17 protein-coding genes are annotated in these 16991 nt (G+C 63.3%); 11 read left to right on the forward strand and 6 right to left on the reverse strand.

Features of this window, described 5'->3' with window-relative positions:
• Nucleotides 1-316: 316 nt before the first annotated feature.
• The 6 genes from soxX to MGMSRV2_RS10395 are packed head-to-tail and all read left to right on the forward strand — an operon-like array spanning nucleotide 317 to nucleotide 4896.
• A complete protein-coding gene (soxX, locus tag MGMSRV2_RS10370) occupies nucleotides 317-769 on the forward strand; it encodes a sulfur oxidation c-type cytochrome SoxX (protein WP_024080308.1) in 453 nt (150 codons plus the stop codon).
• A gap of 28 nt (nucleotides 770-797) precedes the next feature.
• Entirely contained in the window at nucleotides 798-1247 is a 450-nt protein-coding gene (gene soxY / locus MGMSRV2_RS10375; RefSeq protein WP_024080309.1) for a thiosulfate oxidation carrier protein SoxY, read from the forward strand.
• Nucleotides 1248-1271: 24 nt separating this feature from the next.
• The gene (gene soxZ, locus MGMSRV2_RS10380; RefSeq protein WP_024080310.1) at nucleotides 1272-1592 is read left to right on the forward strand and encodes a thiosulfate oxidation carrier complex protein SoxZ; all 321 of its coding nucleotides are present in this window, start codon (nucleotides 1272-1274) and stop codon (nucleotides 1590-1592) included.
• A 21-nt stretch (nucleotides 1593-1613) separates the two neighbouring features.
• Nucleotides 1614-2426 (forward strand): sulfur oxidation c-type cytochrome SoxA, encoded by an 813-nt coding sequence (soxA, locus tag MGMSRV2_RS10385; protein WP_024080311.1) that lies wholly within the window; start codon nucleotides 1614-1616, stop codon nucleotides 2424-2426.
• A 56-nt stretch (nucleotides 2427-2482) separates the two neighbouring features.
• Nucleotides 2483-4168 carry a thiosulfohydrolase SoxB gene (soxB, locus tag MGMSRV2_RS10390; protein WP_024080312.1) on the forward strand — a complete coding sequence of 562 codons (1686 nt, stop codon included), beginning with the start codon at nucleotides 2483-2485 and terminating at the stop codon, nucleotides 4166-4168.
• 2 nt (nucleotides 4169-4170) lie between these two features.
• Entirely contained in the window at nucleotides 4171-4896 is a 726-nt protein-coding gene (locus MGMSRV2_RS10395; RefSeq protein ID WP_024080313.1) for a cytochrome c biogenesis CcdA family protein, read from the forward strand.
• Nucleotides 4897-4900: 4 nt separating this feature from the next.
• Here MGMSRV2_RS10395 and MGMSRV2_RS10400 read toward each other — a convergent pair whose 3' ends face one another.
• The 3 genes from MGMSRV2_RS10400 to MGMSRV2_RS10410 are packed head-to-tail and all read right to left on the reverse strand — an operon-like array spanning nucleotide 4901 to nucleotide 6964.
• Nucleotides 4901-5983, reverse strand: coding sequence for an ABC transporter substrate-binding protein (locus MGMSRV2_RS10400; protein ID WP_024080314.1), 1083 nt, complete (start codon nucleotides 5981-5983; stop codon nucleotides 4901-4903).
• The gene (locus MGMSRV2_RS10405; RefSeq protein ID WP_024080315.1) at nucleotides 5931-6509 is read right to left on the reverse strand and encodes a thioredoxin family protein; all 579 of its coding nucleotides are present in this window, start codon (nucleotides 6507-6509) and stop codon (nucleotides 5931-5933) included. The genes MGMSRV2_RS10400 and MGMSRV2_RS10405 overlap by 53 nt, the downstream gene beginning before the upstream one ends.
• Before the next feature lie 11 nt (nucleotides 6510-6520).
• Nucleotides 6521-6964: a DsrE family protein gene (locus MGMSRV2_RS10410; RefSeq protein ID WP_024080316.1), complete on the reverse strand. Its 444-nt coding sequence runs from the start codon at nucleotides 6962-6964 to the stop codon at nucleotides 6521-6523.
• 73 nt (nucleotides 6965-7037) lie between these two features.
• On the opposite strand from MGMSRV2_RS10410, the gene MGMSRV2_RS10415 reads away from it, so the two are divergent.
• The 5 genes from MGMSRV2_RS10415 to MGMSRV2_RS10435 all read left to right on the forward strand — a co-directional run bounded on the left by MGMSRV2_RS10415 (nucleotide 7038) and on the right by MGMSRV2_RS10435 (nucleotide 14164).
• Nucleotides 7038-8591, forward strand: coding sequence for a fused MFS/spermidine synthase (locus MGMSRV2_RS10415; protein WP_024080317.1), 1554 nt, complete (start codon nucleotides 7038-7040; stop codon nucleotides 8589-8591).
• Nucleotides 8592-8629: 38 nt separating this feature from the next.
• Nucleotides 8630-9886: an iron transporter MagA gene (gene magA, locus MGMSRV2_RS10420; RefSeq protein WP_024080318.1), complete on the forward strand. Its 1257-nt coding sequence runs from the start codon at nucleotides 8630-8632 to the stop codon at nucleotides 9884-9886.
• The gene (locus MGMSRV2_RS10425) at nucleotides 9879-10484 is read left to right on the forward strand and encodes a ribonuclease HII (RefSeq protein ID WP_024080319.1); all 606 of its coding nucleotides are present in this window, start codon (nucleotides 9879-9881) and stop codon (nucleotides 10482-10484) included. The genes magA and MGMSRV2_RS10425 overlap by 8 nt, the downstream gene beginning before the upstream one ends.
• Before the next feature lie 122 nt (nucleotides 10485-10606).
• Nucleotides 10607-13027, forward strand: a complete 2421-nt coding sequence (locus tag MGMSRV2_RS10430; protein WP_024080320.1) for a putative bifunctional diguanylate cyclase/phosphodiesterase — start codon at nucleotides 10607-10609, stop codon at nucleotides 13025-13027.
• A 63-nt stretch (nucleotides 13028-13090) separates the two neighbouring features.
• Nucleotides 13091-14164 (forward strand): site-specific DNA-methyltransferase, encoded by a 1074-nt coding sequence (locus MGMSRV2_RS10435; RefSeq protein WP_024080321.1) that lies wholly within the window; start codon nucleotides 13091-13093, stop codon nucleotides 14162-14164.
• Nucleotides 14165-14175: 11 nt separating this feature from the next.
• Here MGMSRV2_RS10435 and MGMSRV2_RS10440 read toward each other — a convergent pair whose 3' ends face one another.
• The 3 genes from MGMSRV2_RS10440 to MGMSRV2_RS10450 form a co-directional block, all read right to left on the reverse strand.
• Nucleotides 14176-15090, reverse strand: coding sequence for an agmatine deiminase family protein (locus MGMSRV2_RS10440; protein ID WP_024080322.1), 915 nt, complete (start codon nucleotides 15088-15090; stop codon nucleotides 14176-14178).
• Nucleotides 15091-15173: 83 nt separating this feature from the next.
• Nucleotides 15174-15416: a hypothetical protein gene (locus MGMSRV2_RS10445; protein WP_024080323.1), complete on the reverse strand. Its 243-nt coding sequence runs from the start codon at nucleotides 15414-15416 to the stop codon at nucleotides 15174-15176.
• Nucleotides 15417-15551: 135 nt separating this feature from the next.
• Nucleotides 15552-16937: a class II 3-deoxy-7-phosphoheptulonate synthase gene (locus MGMSRV2_RS10450; RefSeq protein WP_024080324.1), complete on the reverse strand. Its 1386-nt coding sequence runs from the start codon at nucleotides 16935-16937 to the stop codon at nucleotides 15552-15554.
• Between the last annotated feature and the right edge of the window lie 54 nt (nucleotides 16938-16991).

Genomic DNA, 16991 nt, shown 5'->3' on the forward strand with positions numbered 1-16991 from the left:
GATCCCCGATGGCACCGTCCGCTCCCCAGCAGACAGCTCATACAGGGGGTATTTTACCCGTAATGAACGGCGGAAAACCATCCGGTTGAAGCCTGATATGACGAATGGACGTTGACCTTCGACAAGGCTGTGCGCTTCTTGCGGGCATCGGGTTCCGCCATTGTGCACCTGCACAATATTACAGGTCGCACCCGCACAATAGAATCAGTATTGATTTATATATTAAAGTCGTGAACTATGCATATAAAGGACCGGCTAGACTAAAGCCGGCCAAAGCTGAAGAATGCAAGGCCCACATGGCCACACGGGAGGATCCATGCTCAAACCCATCTCCTGGGGGGCCGTCACGGTCGCCCTGGCGTTGACCCTGCCTGTCCTGGTCCAGGCCGCATCGCCAAAGAAAGCCCCCGAACGGGGCTATTACGACGTCTCGCGTCTGGCGCCTCTGACCGACCAAGCCGGCGACCCCGTCAACGGGCGCAAGCTTGCCGCCGGCAAGGGGCTGTGTCTGTCGTGCCATGTCATGCCCATTCCCGAACAGGCCGATCACGGCGATGTCGGCCCCGATCTGGCCGGGGTGGGATCGCGTCTTCAGCCGCCGGAACTGCGCCTGCGCATCGCCGACCCCAAGGTGCTGAACCCCGACACCCCCATGCCGTCCTTCTTCAAGAAGGATCTGAACCGGCTGCCGCCCAACCTGAAGGGGCAAACGGTTCTGACCGCGCAAGAGGTCGAGGATGTGGTCGCCTATCTGGCCACCCTGAAATAGCTTTTATTCAAACCAGGAGAAGCAAGGCATGTCCCAACTGAACCGCCGCACCGTGCTGGCCGGGATCGGCGCCGGCGCCGCCGCCATGGCGGTGGCCCCCAAGCTGGCCCGGGCCGACAAGGCCGCCGCAGATGAAATGGTTTCCAAGCTGATCGGCGGCGTCAAGCCGCAGGACGGCAAGGTCAAGATCAAGCTGCCGCAGATCGCCGAAAACGGCAACACGGTACCCTTCACCGTCACCGTCGACAGCCCGATGACCGAAGCCAGCTATGTCAAGGCCATCCATGTCATGGCCGACGGCAACCCCAGCCCGGGCGTGGCCAGCTTCTATTTCACCCCCACCGGCAAGGCGGAAGTGTCCATGCGCATGCGTCTGGGCAAGACCCAGAACGTGCAGGCGGTGGCGCTGCTGTCGGACGGCACCGCCTGGCAGGTGTCGCAGGAAATCAAGGTCACCATCGGCGGCTGCGGCGGCTGAGTTCAGTTCTGAGGAGACGAAACAATGCCCACTCCCCGCGTCAAGATGCCCGCCTCCGCCGCCAAGGGCGAAGTGTTCGAGGTCAAGACCACCATCGACCACGACATGGAATCCGGTCAGCGCAAGGACAAGGACGGCAAGCCGATCCCGCGCAAGATCATCAACAAGTTCACCGTCACCTATAACGGCAAGCAGGTGTTCTGGTCCGATTGGGCGGCGGCGGTGTCGGCCAATCCCTATTGCTCGTTCTTCCTGACCGCCACCGAAAGCGGCACCGTCGAGTTGAAATGGCACGACGATGACGGCCAGGTCTATGCCGCCTCGCAACAGATCACGGTGGCGTGACGTCACGCCGGAGGAAGGCCCATGCGCAAGATGATGATGGCGGCGACCCTGGCGGCCCTGGCCGCCAGCCCGGTCGCCCAGGCGGACCCGCCCTTCGACCCCAAGGACCCGAAGATGGCCCCCTATATGGCCGGCGACAAGCGCTCGGGCTATACCTTCGCCGAGCCGGAAACCCGGGCCATGCAGGATGACGATTTCAGCAATCCCGGCTTCTTGTGGGTCGAGGACGGCAAGAAGCTGTGGTCCAAGGCCGAAGGCAAGGCCGGCAAGTCGTGCAAGGATTGCCACGGCGAGGCGGAAAAAAGCATGAAGGGGGTGGGCACCGTCTATCCCCGCTTCGACCCGCACGCGAACATGCTGCTGACGCTGGAACAGAAGATCAACCAGTGCCGCACCGAACGCATGGGCGCCGATGCCTACAAGTTCGATTCCAAGCCCTATAACGCCATGGCCACCTATGTGAAGCACCAGTCGCGCGGCATGCCGCTGGCGGTGCAGACCGATGGACCGGCGGCGCCTTACTTCGACATGGGCCGGCGACTTTATTATGAGCGCCGCGGCATGAGCGACATCGCCTGCAAGCATTGCCACGAGGATTTGTCGGGCCTGCACATGCGCTCTGAATTGCTGAGCCAGGGCATGCCCAACGGCTTTCCCCAGTACCGGCTGAAATGGCAGACCCTGGGCAGCGCGCAAAAGCGTATCCGCGGCTGTTTCGAGGAAGTCCGGGCCGAGCCCTATCCCGTCGATTCCCTGGAAAACACCGTGATTGAAATGTACGCCACATGGCGTGCCAACGGTCTGCGGGTCGAAAGCCCGGCTGTCCGCAAATGACCTCTGGCGGGGAAGGCTGCCCCCTTCCCCGCCACTCCCCCCCAGGATGAACGCCCATGCTGACCCGCCGCGATTTCTTGCAGGTGGCCGCCGCCACCGCCGTGCTTGCCGGGGGTGCGCCCCTGGCCCGCGCCAGCGCCCGCCAGGACATCACCCAGGCTTCCCTGTTGGAGATGAAGCCGGTGGGGCAGGTGACGCTGCTGAACTTCACCGACATCCACGCCCAGCTGATGCCGCTTTATTTCCGCGAGCCATCGGTCAATCTGGGGGTGGGTGCCGCCCGCGGTCTGGTGCCGCATCTGAGCGGCAAGGAATTCCTCAAGGCCTATGGTCTGAAGGCCGGCAGCCCGCAGGCCTATGCCCTGACCCATGAGGATTTCTCTGCCCTGGCCAAGACCTATGGTCGGGTCGGCGGCCTGGACCGCATGGCCACCCTGATCAAGGCCATCCGCGCCCAGCGCCCCGACAACACCTTGCTGGTGGATTGCGGCGATACTTGGCAGGGCAGCTATACCTCGCTGGCGACCAAGGGCGAGGACATGGTCGACGCCATGAACCTGCTGGGCGTCGACGTCATGGTGCCGCACTGGGAATTCACCTATGGCGAGGCCAGGGTCAAGGAATTGGTGGCCAAGCTGAAATTCCCGTTCCTGGCCCAAAACGTCAAGGACACCGAATGGGAGGAAGACGTCTTCCCCCACACCGCCACCTTCGAAAAGGGCGGCGTCAAGATCGCGGTGATCGGTCAGGCCTTCCCCTATACCCCGGTGGCCAATCCCCGTTACATGATGCCCAAATGGAGCTTCGGCATCCGTGACGAAGACATGCAGAAACGGGTCGATGCCGCCCGCGCCGCCGGTGCCGAACTGATCGTGGTGGCCAGCCACAACGGTTTCGACGTCGACCGCAAGATGGCCGGACGGGTCAAGGGCATCGACGTGCTGCTGACCGGGCACACCCACGACGCCATCCCCGGCGTGGTCAAGGTGGGCGACACGCTTTTGGTGGCCTCGGGCTCGCACGGCAAGTTCCTCGCCCGCCTCGACCTGGAGGTGAAGAACAAGAAGGTGGTCAACTACGCCTTCAAGCTGATGCCGGTGTTTTCCGACGCCATTACCCCCGACACCGAAATGGCGACGCTGATCGCCAAGATCCGCGCCCCCCACGCCGAGGTTCTGGGCCGCAAGCTGGCGCGCACCGAATCGCTTCTGTACCGGCGCGGCAATTTCAACGGCACCTTCGACGACCTGATCTGTCAGGCGCTGTTGGACGAACGCGAGGCGCAGATTTCGCTGTCGCCCGGCTTCCGCTGGGGCTCCAGCCTGCCGCCGGGTTCCGACATCACCATGGAAGACGTCTACAACCAGACCGCCATCACCTATCCCAACGCCTATCGCTCGGACATGACCGGACAATTGCTCAAGGATATCCTGGAAGACGTCGCCGACAATCTGTTCAACCCCGATCCCTATTATCAGCAAGGCGGCGACATGGTCCGGGTCGGCGGCATGGGCTATCGCATCGACATCACCAAGCCCATGGGCAGCCGCATCAGCGCCATGACCTTGCTGAAGACCGGCGAGAAGATCGAGGCCGGCAAGTCCTACGTGGTGTCCGGCTGGGCCAGCGTCAACGAAGGCACCCAGGGCCCGCCGGTGTGGGATGTGGTCGCCGGCTGGCTGCAAAAACACCCCAGCGTCAAGTTCGACGGCAACCGGGCGGTTCAGGTGATGGGCGGCTGAACATGAACGGTTTCGACGTCAGTTTCGCCGGCGCCTTCGGTGCCGGCGCCCTCAGCTTTCTCAGTCCCTGCGTCTTGCCGCTGATCCCGGCCTATCTGTGCTTTTTGGGCGGGGTCGGTCTGGATCAGTTGACGGAACGGCGCCAGCGCGGCGTGCTGGCCGCCGCCATCGCCTTCGTCTTGGGCTTTTCCACCGTGTTCATCGCCATGGGGGCTTCGGCCTCGGCGCTCAACCGGGTGATCATGGACAACATGCGCTGGCTGTCGGTGGCCGCTGGTCTGGTCATCATCGTCTTCGGCCTGCATTACATGGGCGTGCTGCGCATCGCCTTCCTCAATTTCGAGAAGCGCCTGCACGTGCAGCAACGCCCGGCCGGACTGGTCGGCGCCTTCGTCCTGGGTTTGGCTTTCGCCTTCGGCTGGACACCGTGCGTCGGCCCCATCCTGGCCACCATCCTGATGCTGGCCGCCGGCGGCGACAGCGTCTGGTATGGCACGGCGCTGTTGGGGGCCTATGCCGCCGGGCTGGGCCTGCCCTTCCTGCTGGCCGCCGCCGCCGCCCGCCCGTTCATGTCGTTCCTGACCCGCTTCCGCCGCCATATGCGCGTGGTTGAACTGATCATCGGCGCCCTGCTGATCGTCACCGGCCTGCTGATCCTGTCGGGCAATATGAATGTCGTCGGCAACTGGCTGCTGCAAAGCGTGCCGGCGTTCCAAAGCCTGGGCTAGGGAGTTACTTTCCCGCCTCGCGCAAAAGCGCGCTCCAGATGGCTTCCTGCTGTGTTTCGGCGCCGTTGCCGCAATGGGTGAAGAAATCCAGGGCCGAAGACGGCGGCGTGATAATTTCCGGCGCATTCAGCAGACCAGGGTCCATGAACGCCTCGGCGCCCCGGATCATATTGGCGTAACCGTTGAAATTGCTTTGCTGGGCGGCGATCTCGGGCCGCATCATGAACGACAGGAAAGCCTGACCGCCGGCCCGGTTGGGCGCGCCCTTGGCGACGGCAATGACGTCACTCCACACCAGCGACCCTTCCACCGGATTGGCATAGCGCAGGCTTGGCCGCCGCTTGCGTGCCATCAGTGCATCGCCGTTCCACATCACCGCCAGGGCATAGCGACCGTCGATCATGTCCTGAACGATCCGATCCGAGCCGACCACCGCAACCCGCCGCAAGATGGGCAGCAACAGATCCCGCACCTTGTCGATGTTGTCGGCCTGGGTCGAGCAGCGCGGCAATTTCAGCCACACCAGAGCCAGTTGCACCATGTCGAAGCCGCTGTCGACCACGGCCATGCGCCCGGCCAGGGACGGCGGCGGCTGGAACACCAGACGCAGGGAATCCATGTTGCCGCCATAGACGGCGGTATCGACGGCAAAGGCGGTGGTGCCCCAGACATGGGGAATGGTGTATTCGTTGCGCGGATCGAAGGCGCGCGCGCGCCAGACGTCATCCACATTCCAGAAATTGGCCAGACGGTCGACCCCGACCCGTTCCAGCAATCCTTGCGCCACCAGTTCGGTGACCTGGAAATCGGCGGGAAACACCACGTCATAGACCTGATTGCCGGCCAGAAGCGGCGCGATCATGGCGGTATAGCTGGTTACCGTGTCGACGGTGACGCTGATGCCGGTTTCCTGCTGAAAACGGGCGACCACCTGAGGCGACAGATAATTGGCCCAGGTCAGGATGCGCAACTGGTTGGCCCAGGCCGGCACCGCCCATAGCAGCGCCGCCAGCCCCAGCACGCCGCCGATCAGACTATTGCGTCGACTTTTCCAGGATATAACGCTGGAAATCCTGACCCTTGGCATAACGCTTGTCCCAGACATATTCAAACATGGCGAGGAAATGGAAATTGCGGAAATAACCCGGCATGCGCGCCACTTCCACCGCCTCGCCCTTTTTGCCCTGGGTTTCCGCCGCTGTCTCGGGGAAAAACTGAATGGTGGGAGTGAAATTGACGCGGTACTTGCGGGCCAGTTCCTTTTCCGGCAGCACTTGGCCGTCGAAATCGGTTACCTCGCGGTCGCCCCACAGGTTCAGCTGCAAGATGTGATAGCGGCCCTTGATCCACTCGCGCAGTTTGTCATCGGCGAAATTCACCGTATGGACATCGCGGCAATAGGGGCAGCCCTTCTGTTCCCAGATGATGGCGAAACGCTTGCCGGCCTTGGTCGCCTCGGCCATGTCCTCTTTCAGGTCCAAAAACGAGTTGATGAACCAGTCCTGATGGTAAAGCCCATCGTCGTTCATCTTGGCCTGATACTTGCCGTCGGCGAGGGCCGGCGACACCAACAGGGTCAAGGCGGCCCACAGAGCCAGTGCCCACGCTTTCATGCTTCCTCCCATCAAGGGGCAATCACCTGCCACCCCTTCAATTGCCGTTCCATGATCTCGGGGATGCCATAGGGCGCTACCGCGATACCGGGCAGCAAGTCGGCAGCCGATTTGCCCATGGTGTCCAGGGTATTGCCGCAGGCGACGAATTCAACCTCGTAATCCTTGAGCGACGCGATCCGCTCCGCCACCTTGCTGTCCGTCTTCAGCAGCGCCCGCACGCCGGGACCAAAAGCGATCACCGCCACCTTGACGTTGTCCTGACCATAGAATTTCTGGATGTTGATGGCGTTATAAAGGACATTGTTGACGTGGCGGTTTTCGTCCACGGTCAATTGCAGCACCACCTTGCGCGGATTGTCCCAGCTGGGTTTCGGATCGGCAAACGACGTCTCGGCGGCGCCGACCGGAGCCGCCAGCACCAGGGCCAAAAGCACAAAAGCCAGCACACGCATGGTTGCCCCCTGCTTTATGATGATTTGATGATATAGTCTTTCCGTCCCGCTTTCCCCTGGTTTTTAATTGCCCATGCAAGCAAAGCCATCCTTTTTTCTGTCGCTCCTTTACGGTGCCGTGCTGTTCCTGTCGTCGGCGGCGGCTTTGGTGCTGGAAATCGTCGCCGGGCGGCTGTTGGCGCCCTATGTGGGCATGAGCCTTTATACCTGGACCGCCATCATCTCGGTGGTGCTGGCCGGGCTGACCATCGGCCACTGGATCGGCGGGCGGCTGGCCGAAGGCACCTTGCCCGCCGCCACCGCGCGACGCCGCGCCGGCATCGCCCTGGCCCTGGCGGCGCTTTCCAGCGTCGCCGCCTTGCCGCTGCTGCGCCTGGGGGCGGCGCCCTTGCTGGCCGTGGGCATCCATCCGGTAACCGCCATCGTCACCTTGTCGGCGGGATTGTTCCTGCTGCCGTCGCTGTTCGCCGGCATCGTCTCGCCCATCCTGACCAAGCTGGCGGTGGATACCGACCCCACCCACACCGGGCGCACCATCGGTCGCATGTACGCGCTGGGGGCGGCGGGCAGCATCCTCGGCACCCTGGCCGCCGGCTACGTATTCATTTCGCTGATCGGCTCGGTCGGCACCGTGCTGTCGGTGGCCGGGCTGTACACCGCCTTGGCCCTGGCGCTGCTGGCCGGACAGCGCCGCGCATTCGTCGCCCTGTTGGGTGGATTGGTGGTGACGGCAACCGCCCTGGCCGCCATCCCCCAGGCCCTGGCCTCGCCCTGCGCGGTGGAAAGCGATTATTACTGCCTGCGGGTCGAGGATTTCAGCGGCCAAAGCGGGCGTGACAGCGCCGTTCTGGTGCTCGACCATCTGGGCCACGGCATCAACGATCGCGCCCAGCCGACGTTGTTTCATTCGTCCTATCTGCATTTCAGCGACGAGATGGCGGCACGGCGTTTTGGCCGCGACCGGTTGGACGCCTTCTTCATCGGCGGCGGCGCCTATACCCTGCCGCGCGCCTGGAGCCAAAGCTTCGCCCGCCCGCATCTGCATGTGGCCGAGATCGACCCCCAGGTCACCCGCATCGCCCAGGACAGATTATGGCTGGCACCCGATGCCAAGGGCGTGATCGTCGATCACCGCGACGCCCGGCTGGCGCTGCAATCGCTGCCGCGCGTACCGCAATTCGACGTGGTGTTCGGCGATGCCTTCCACGATATCGGCATCCCGCCGCATCTGGTCACCCGCGAATTTCACACCGAGATCGCCGCCCGGCTGAAACCGGGTGGTTTCTATGCCATCAACGTCATCGAGGCCCGGCACGAACCGCGCTTTCTGTTCGCCCTGTTGCAAACCCTGGCCCACGATTTCGCCGCCGTCGAAGTGTGGGTGGACGGCGACGAGATGGCCCAAGGCGAGCGCATCACCTATCTGGTGCTGGCCTCGGACCGGGCCAGCGACACCGCCATACTGCGCTCCAACCGCTTCTTTTACCGCCATTGGCTGCGGCTGCGGGGTGATCAGGTCCGGGCCAAGGTGCAAGAAGCCCGGGTGCCCGACCTGACCGACGATTTCAGCCCGGTGGACCGGCTGATGGCCCATGTGCTGCTGGCCCCGGAAATCGGCGAGAAATGACATAATCCCGCCACTGTCTTCATGTTAAAACCCAGCCCATGGAACTGCATCACCCCGAACTGACCAACGCCGCCATCGTCGCCCTGGCCGCCCTGGCCTGCGGCGTCATCATGACCCGGCTGCGCCAGCCGGCCATCGTCGGCTATATCCTGGCCGGGGTGGTGCTGGGGCCGTCGGGGCTGAAACTGGTGAGCAACCCCGACGCCGTCTCGACCCTGGCCGAATTCGGCGTATTGATGCTTTTGTTCGTCATCGGCATCGAGCTGGATTTGCGCCGCTTCATCCAGGGCTGGAAGGTGGCGGTGGTCGCCACCTTGATCCAGATCGCCGGATCGGTGGGCGCCGCCTTGCTGTTCCGCCACCTGATGGGCTGGAGCTTCGGCCTGGCCATGGTGCTGGGCTTCGCCGTGGCGGTGTCGTCCACCGCCGTGGTCATCAAGATGCTGGAAAGTTCCGGCGATCTGGACAAGCCGGTGGGCCGCACCGTCGTCGGCATTCTGATCGCCCAGGACATGGCGGTGGTGCCGATGATGCTGTTTCTGGGCAGCATGCAGCGCCAGGGCATCGTGCCGTTGGACGTGGCCAAGGTGGTGTTCTCGGTCGCCTTCCTGGCCGGTCTGTTCTGGCTGTTGGTCAGGAAGCGGATTCGCCTGCCGGTGACCAGCCGGCTGGCCAAAAGCGGCGAATTGGGGCCGCTGACGGCGCTGGCCTGGTGTTTCGGCGCCGCCGCCCTGTCGGGGCTGATGGATCTGTCGCCGGCCTATGGTGCCTTTCTCGCCGGGGTGGTCATCGGCAATTCGACCCAGCGCGAAGCCATCCTGAAAAGCGCTGAACCGGTGCAAAGCGTATTGTTGATGGTGTTCTTCCTGTCCATCGGCTTGCTGCTGGATATCCGCTTCATCTGGAAGAATCTGGGGCAGGTTCTGACGCTGTTGCTGATGGTCACCGTGTTCAAGACCGTTCTCAACGTCGCCGCGCTCCGGCTGTTGCGTCAGGACTGGCGGCTCTCTTTCGTCGCCGGCGTATCTTTGGCCCAGATCGGCGAGTTTTCCTTTCTGCTGGCCGAGGTCGGCAAGGCGGCCAAGCTGATCACCGGCACCGAAACCAAGCTGGTGGTGGCGGTCACCGTGCTGTCGCTGGTGCTTAGCCCATTGTGGCTTTTGGCCATGCGCCGCCTGCACACGGCCGCCGAAACCGGCGCCGTCGGCCTGTACGACATGCTGGCCCAGGCCTTCGGCCGCGAGGCCCGTATCGCCAGTCGGCTGATCCAGCGCAAGAAGTCCGACGATGCCTGATCTGTCGCTGGAAACCGCCCTGGGCGGCATGGTCGCCGGTATCGATGAAGTGGGTCGCGGACCGCTGGCCGGTCCGGTGGTGGCAGCGGCCATCATCATCGATCCCGCCACCTTGCCGGCGGAATTGGCGGCACACCTGGACGATTCCAAGAAACTGAGCGCGAAAAAGCGAGAGCATTTGGACATCCTGATCCGCCAGCATTGCCGCTTCGCCATCGCCCAGGCCAGTGTCGAGGAAATCGACCGTCTCAATATCCTGAAGGCCACCTTCCTGGCCATGGCTCGCGCCGTCGATGGTCTGGGAACGGTCCCTGACCATGCCCTGGTCGACGGCAACCGCCCGCCGCCCCTGCCCTGCCCGGCCCATTGCGTCATCGGCGGCGACGCCAAATCGCTGTCCATCGCCGCCGCCTCAATCATCGCCAAAGTATTCCGCGACCGCCTGATGACGGCCCTGGATCTGGACTTTCCCGGCTATGGCTGGGCCGCCAATGCCGGCTATGGCACCAAGGCCCATATGGAGGCCTTGAAACGGCTGGGGCCAACCCCGCATCACCGCACCAGCTTCGCTCCAGTCGCGCAATTTCAATTGCTATAAGTTACAGGCATCATATTTCCATACCCGTATTCTTTTTGCGGTGTTAATGTCTTTCATCGGGGTACGGAAGACAAACTAAAGTGAATACGCAAAGCAATACTTCCACTGGTGCTTTTCGCCCCATGGTTTTGCGCTATGCAGCAATCCTGCTTGGGGTGTGGACGCTGCTGATCGGCGGATCGGCCTGGTTGAACCTGGACCGACAGACCGCCTTGACCGGCGACTTGGCCGTGGGCTCGGCCCGATCCGCCTTCAACAAGGATTTGGCCTATCGCCAATGGGCCTCGTCCCACGGCGGCGTTTACGTCATCCCCGACGAGCGGACGCCGCCAAGCCCGTGGATGAGCCACCTTCCCGACCGCGACCTGACCACCACCGATGGCCGCACCCTGACCTTGATGAACCCGGCTTATATGCTGCGGCAGATGATGCAGGACTATGATTCCATGTACGGGATCAAGGGCCGGATCGTCGGCGAGGTTTATCTGAACCCGGAAAACAAGGCCGATCCCTGGGAAGCCCAGGCCATCCGCGCGTTCACCGACGGCACGGCGAAGGAAATCATCGAGCGGGCAACCATCGACGGCGCCCCCTATCTGCGTCTGATCGCCCCCTTCATCATGCAGGAAAGCTGCCAGAAGTGTCACGGGCACCTGGGCCTCGCCAATGGCACGGTGCGCGGTGCGGTCAGCGTTTCCGTACCCTTGCAGCCCTTCCTCGCCGCCGAGAAAAAGGCGCTGGGCGCCATCGTCGTCACCCATGCCCTGGTCTGGCTGGTGGGATTGGCCGCGCTGGTCTTCGTCACCCGCCGCACCCTGGCGCGGCTGGAAGAACAGGCCCGGGTCGAGGATGAAAACCGGTTGGCCGAGCACGTCTTCGCCAATGCCTTGGAAGCGCTGGTGGTCACCACCGGCGACGGCACCATCGTCCGCATCAACCCGGCCTTCACCAAGCTGACCGGCTATCAGCCCGACGAAGTGATCGGCCACAAGGCCAATGTGCTGCGGTCCTATCACCACGACGACGACTTCTACGCCCAGATGTGGCAATCGCTGCTGTCCACCGGGTCGTGGCAGGGCGAATTGAAGAACCGACGCAAGGACGGCTCCATCTTCGTCGCTCGCGAAAACATCGCCGCCTTGATGGAACCGGGCCGGGATCGCCCGCGCTATTACGTCGCCAGTTTCACCGACATCACCGCCCAGGTGGAAAGCCAGCAGCATATCGAGCATCTGGCCCATTACGACCCGCTGACCGACCTGCCCAACCGCGCCTTGTTCCGCGACCGTCTCGGCCATGCCGTCACCCTGGCCAATCGCGAACGGCGCAAGATCGCCGTTCTGTTCCTGGACCTGGACGGCTTCAAGAAGGTCAACGACACCATCGGCCACCGCGCCGGCGATTCGCTGCTGGTGGAAGTGGCGCGGCGGCTGAAGGCCTGCACCCGTTCATCCGACACCATCTGCCGTCTGGGTGGCGACGAATTCGCCCTGGTGCTGGAACGCCTGGATGAAATCAACGACGTGGTGCCAGTGGCGGACAAGATTCTGACCTCGCTGGCCGCCCCCTTCATCCTGGAAGGCCGCGAGGTCTATGTGGGCTCCAGCATCGGCATCAGCCTGCACCCCATCGACGGCAACGACGCCGAAACGCTGTTGAAGCACGCCGACACCGCCATGTACCAGGCCAAGGCCGAAGGCAAGGGCCGCTACAAGTTCTATGCCGCCGACATGACCTTGCGCCAGGAACGCCGGCTGGACATGGAAGGGGCGCTGCGCGGCGCCATCGATTCCCGCGCCTTCCATGTTTATTACCAGCCCAAGCTGCAATTAAGGGGCGGCGACATCGCCGGTTTCGAGGCGCTGGTACGCTGGGACCACCCCAGTCTCGGCCTGATCCCACCCATGGATTTCATTCCCCTGGCCGAGGAACTGGGGCTGATCACCCAAATCGACCTTCTGGTGCTGGAACAGGCCTGCACCATGGGGGTGCAATGCTTGGCGCGCGGCTATCCGGTGACCATGGCGGTCAATCTGTCCAGCCTTGACCTGAAAAACCCCGACCTGCCCACCCTGGTCGCCGGTATCCTGGCCCAGACCGGCCTGCCGGCGAACATGCTGGTCCTCGAAATCACCGAAAGCTTCGCCATGGAAGCCGGCCTGGGACAGACCAGTATTCTGGAACAATTGACCGCCTTGGGGGTCAGTCTGGCCATCGACGATTTCGGCACCGGCTATTCGTCGCTGTCTTATCTGAAGGCGCTGCCGGTCAATTCGGTCAAGATCGACCGCTCGTTCGTGCGCGATATCGGCACCGATTCCCGCGACACCATGCTGGTCTCCACCATCGTCGGCCTTGCCCATTCGCTGAATTTGCGGGTAGTGGCCGAAGGGGTCGAGGATCACGGGCAAAAAGACCTGCTGCATCACCACCATTGCGACGAGGCCCAGGGCTATCTGGTGGCGCGGCCCATGCCCGCCGATCAGGTCTTCGCCTTCCTCGAGCAATCGGCGCAGGACTTGGCGGTGGCTGTGGCCCAATAGTTAAGAATTCATTGATTCCAATAGGTTCTTGACGGACTCTGGCATTTGACTCAAAGTAGTCGAATGACACTGCCACTCGACACCATCTTGCAGGGCGATTGCATCGCCCAAATGGAAGCCCTGCCCGCCAAATCGGTGGATCTGGTCTTCGCCGACCCGCCCTATAACCTTCAGTTGGGCGGCGAGCTTCTGCGCCCCAACAACAGCCGCGTCGACGGCGTCGATGACGATTGGGATCGTTTCGACAGCTTCCGCGACTATGACGACTTCACCCGCCGCTGGCTGGCCGCCGCCCGCCGCGTGCTCAAGGATGACGGCGCGTTGTGGGTGATCGGCAGCTACCACAACATCTTCCGCGTCGGCGCCAGCTTGCAGGATCTGGGCTTTTGGATGCTCAACGACATCGTCTGGCGCAAATCCAACCCCATGCCCAACTTTCGCGGCACCCGCTTCACCAACGCCCATGAAACCCTGATCTGGTGCGCCAAATCGGCGGAAAGCCGCTATACCTTCAACTACGAAGCCATGAAGGCCCTGAACGACGATTTGCAGATGCGCAGCGACTGGACCATCCCGCTGTGTACCGGATCGGAGCGGCTGAAGAATGACGGCACCAAGGTGCATCCGACGCAAAAGCCGGAAATGCTGCTGTACCGGGTGTTGATGGCCACCACCAAACCCGGCGACGTGGTGCTGGACCCGTTCTTCGGCACCGGCACCACCGGCGCGGTGGCGAAAAAGCTGAAGCGCCATTTCATCGGCTGCGAGCGTGATCCCGATTACATCAAGGCGGCACAGGAGCGCATCAGCAAGGTGCGCCCGGTGTCGGAGCTGTCGCTGCTATCGACGCCGTCGAAGAAGTCGGAACCGCGCGTGCCCTTCGGCACCGTGGTCGAGCGCGGCCTGCTGGAAGTGGGCACCGTGCTCTACGGCAACGGCAAGGACAGCCTGACCGCCAAGGTGCGCGCCGACGGCACCCTGATCAGCGCCGACCATCGCGGTTCCATCCACAAGGTGGGCGCCCTGGTGCAGAACGCCCCGGCCTGCAACGGCTGGACCTTCTGGCACCTGAAGCAGGGCGACGAGTTGGTCCCCATCGACGTGCTGCGCCAGAAAATCCGGGCCGAGCTGCATTAGGTTTACAAATATCAGTTCATCTTGGGCTGGGCCAGGACGGTCCGGCCCAAACCATTTCCCGGCCCGGCCAGGTGGGTGGCGGGAAAGGCGATGACCCGCGAATCGGGCAATGCCGCCACCACCTGGGCGAAGGCCTGGGCATCGCGGCTTTCCTCGAATTCCGGCACCACCACCAGATCACCGGCGACCATGCAGTCGGAATAGCAGCCGCGCTGCCGGCTGGGGCACGGCAAATCCAGAACCTTGAAATTGCGCCCGACCCGGTCCGAGGCGGCACGCAGCAGATCGCGATTGGCCGACAAAGCGGCAAAGGCCGGATGGTTGGCATCGTGACCACCGGGCACCGCCACCACGCCGGGGGCCAGATAACGCGCCGGCACCCGCCCCGCCCCCGGGTCGTTCAGCCAGATCACCTGCATGATCCCCAACTTTTCCGCCAGCAGGCGTTCCGCCTCGACCCGACCACCGACCAACCCTTCGGCCAGACGGGCCAGCACCATGGCGGTGCCCTCGCCGTCGGTCTCGATCAGATCGCCCTGCCAGCCGGCAGGCAGATCGACCACCTGCACCCCGGCGGCCTGGGCCAGATCGCGCCCGGCCAAGCTGTCGCTGGCCACCCCGGCCAGAACCGTTCCGGCAGCATCGGCCAGCCACACCGGCTGTGTCGCCAACAGGGACGAGCCGGCATCGGCGGCCAAGGTCATCACCCCGGCGGGCATCTGCAACGAGCATTGCACCACGTCCATGGGCGTGGCCACCATGGTCACCGGGGCGTGGACCGCCAGCAATTGCGCCAGGGCAATGCTGTCGTCACGGGCGGCATCGTCGTGGTCCCGATGGCCGGTGGCCTGCGGCCAGGCCAGCCAGAAACGGCTGGTACGGTTCCAGGATGCGGTGGCGCGCAGGTTCCCAATGGAAATGCTCATGCCTGTCCTCCCAGGAATTGTTGACTCGTGTTCTCAACAAATAGATCAGAATCACGCTGTATCGAGATGGACGAAAGCTTAGGTCAGCGCAGCAGCCCGACCGACGACAGCGGGCGGGGCAACTCGTCTTGTCGGCTGGCAATTCGTGTTTGTTCCGGCTTTTTTGTCGGCTTGCGGATCAGATCGGCCAAGCCCTGGCGCGGCGGCTGCACCGCGGTGGCGCGGCTGGCCGCGGCGTGGGAAGCGGGGGCGGCGACAACCGCCAGCAGGCTGAAAAACACCAGCCCGATCAATATCTTGCGCAGATTTTGCCTGATCCCCGACATGGCACCATCCTTTTGTTGCCATCGTCATTGACGGCAACACCATAGGCCCGGCGGTGCGACCGAGGCAATATTTTCGTTAACCCAAGATAAAGAATCGCTCCACCCCCGGCTGTACCGGGGGGGAGCGATAATGGATCAGCCAGCGATAACGCGCTGCATGGCTTGGCCATTCAGGCGTTCGGTCTTCAGCTGATCGGCGATCAGGAAGGCCAATTCCAACGCCTGATTGGCGTTCAGGCGCGGGTCGCAATGGGTATGGTAGCGATCACCCAGGCGGGCTTCGGTGACGGCGCGCATGCCGCCGACGCATTCGGTGACGTCCTGGCCGGTCATCTCGAAATGGACGCCGCCGGCATGGGTGCCCTCGGCCTTGTGCACGGCGAAGAAGGCGCGGACTTCGGCCAGGATGCGGTCGAATTCGCGGGTCTTGTAGCCGGTGGTGGCCTTGACGGTGTTGGCGTGCATGGGATCGCACGACCACACCACCGAACGGCCCTCACGCTGGATATGGCGGACCAGAGCGGGCAGTTTTTCCTCGATCTTTTCCGCCCCCATGCGGGTGATGACGGTCAGACGGCCCGGCTCGTTTTCCGGGTTGAGGGCGTCGATCAACTTCAGCAGGTCGTCGCCGGACATGCCGGGGCCGGCCTTGAAGCCGATGGGGTTCTTGACCCCACGCAGGAATTCCACATGGCCGGCATCGAGCTGGCGGGTGCGCTCGCCGATCCACAGCATGTGGGCCGAGCAATCGTACCAGTCGCCCGAGGTCGAATCGACCCGGGTCAGCGCCTGTTCATAGGGCAGCAGCAGGGCTTCGTGCGAGGTGAAGAACTCGGTCTCGCGGATCTGCGGGGTGGTTTCGCTGGTCATGCCGCAGGCTTCCATGAAAGCCAGGGTTTCCGACAGGCGATTGGCCATTTCCTGGTACAGCTTGCCCTGCAACGAGCCTTCGACGCAACCCAAGGTCCACTGATGCACCTTGTGCAGGTCGGCATAGCCGCCCTGGGCGAAGGCGCGCAGCAGGTTCAGCGTCGAAGCCGACTGATTGTAGGCGCGCAGCATGCGGTCGGGATCGGGGATGCGGGCCTCGGGGGTGAACTCGATGCCGTTGATGATGTCGCCGCGATAGCTGGGCAGGGTCACGCCGTCGATGGTTTCATTGTCGGCGGAACGCGGCTTGGCGAACTGGCCGGCCATGCGCCCGACCTTGACCACCGGCATGGCGGCGCCATAGGTCAGCACCACCGCCATCTGCAACATGACGCGGAAGGTGTCGCGGATGTTGTTGGCGCGGAACTCGGCGAAGCTTTCGGCGCAATCACCGCCCTGCAACAGGAAGGCCTTGCCGTCGGCCACCTTGGCCAGGGCCGACTTCAGCCGCCGGGCCTCGCCGGCGAACACCAAAGGCGGTGAAAGCGACAGGCTTTCCTCCGCCTGGGCCAGCTTGGCCTGATCGGGATAGGAGGGAACCTGATGCAGGGTCTTGGTGCGCCAGGAATCCGGGGTCCACACGTCAGCCATCAAACCATCCTCGACACGACAAACGACGATATTTCCCGCAAACGCGAGAAGCGA

It is taken from the genome of Magnetospirillum gryphiswaldense MSR-1 v2 (assembly GCF_000513295.1).
GTDB lineage: Bacteria > Pseudomonadota > Alphaproteobacteria > Rhodospirillales > Magnetospirillaceae > Magnetospirillum > Magnetospirillum gryphiswaldense.

What these genes read in the sequence shown, in the direction of transcription:
- soxX (WP_024080308.1), top strand. Translation starts at nt 317, where the DNA reads ATGCTCAAACCCATCTCCTGGGGGGCCGTCACGGTCGCCCTGGCGTTG.
- soxY (WP_024080309.1), top strand. Translation starts at nt 798, where the DNA reads ATGTCCCAACTGAACCGCCGCACCGTGCTGGCCGGGATCGGCGCCGGC.
- soxZ (WP_024080310.1), top strand. Translation starts at nt 1,272, where the DNA reads ATGCCCACTCCCCGCGTCAAGATGCCCGCCTCCGCCGCCAAGGGCGAA.
- soxA (WP_024080311.1), top strand. Translation starts at nt 1,614, where the DNA reads ATGCGCAAGATGATGATGGCGGCGACCCTGGCGGCCCTGGCCGCCAGC.
- soxB (WP_024080312.1), top strand. Translation starts at nt 2,483, where the DNA reads ATGCTGACCCGCCGCGATTTCTTGCAGGTGGCCGCCGCCACCGCCGTG.
- MGMSRV2_RS10395 (WP_024080313.1), top strand. Translation starts at nt 4,171, where the DNA reads ATGAACGGTTTCGACGTCAGTTTCGCCGGCGCCTTCGGTGCCGGCGCC.
- MGMSRV2_RS10400 (WP_024080314.1), bottom strand. Translation starts at nt 5,983, where the DNA reads ATGCCAAGGGTCAGGATTTCCAGCGTTATATCCTGGAAAAGTCGACGC.
- MGMSRV2_RS10405 (WP_024080315.1), bottom strand. Translation starts at nt 6,509, where the DNA reads ATGAAAGCGTGGGCACTGGCTCTGTGGGCCGCCTTGACCCTGTTGGTG.
- MGMSRV2_RS10410 (WP_024080316.1), bottom strand. Translation starts at nt 6,964, where the DNA reads ATGCGTGTGCTGGCTTTTGTGCTTTTGGCCCTGGTGCTGGCGGCTCCG.
- MGMSRV2_RS10415 (WP_024080317.1), top strand. Translation starts at nt 7,038, where the DNA reads ATGCAAGCAAAGCCATCCTTTTTTCTGTCGCTCCTTTACGGTGCCGTG.
- magA (WP_024080318.1), top strand. Translation starts at nt 8,630, where the DNA reads ATGGAACTGCATCACCCCGAACTGACCAACGCCGCCATCGTCGCCCTG.
- MGMSRV2_RS10425 (WP_024080319.1), top strand. Translation starts at nt 9,879, where the DNA reads ATGCCTGATCTGTCGCTGGAAACCGCCCTGGGCGGCATGGTCGCCGGT.
- MGMSRV2_RS10430 (WP_024080320.1), top strand. Translation starts at nt 10,607, where the DNA reads ATGGTTTTGCGCTATGCAGCAATCCTGCTTGGGGTGTGGACGCTGCTG.
- MGMSRV2_RS10435 (WP_024080321.1), top strand. Translation starts at nt 13,091, where the DNA reads ATGACACTGCCACTCGACACCATCTTGCAGGGCGATTGCATCGCCCAA.
- MGMSRV2_RS10440 (WP_024080322.1), bottom strand. Translation starts at nt 15,090, where the DNA reads ATGAGCATTTCCATTGGGAACCTGCGCGCCACCGCATCCTGGAACCGT.
- MGMSRV2_RS10445 (WP_024080323.1), bottom strand. Translation starts at nt 15,416, where the DNA reads ATGTCGGGGATCAGGCAAAATCTGCGCAAGATATTGATCGGGCTGGTG.
- MGMSRV2_RS10450 (WP_024080324.1), bottom strand. Translation starts at nt 16,937, where the DNA reads ATGGCTGACGTGTGGACCCCGGATTCCTGGCGCACCAAGACCCTGCAT.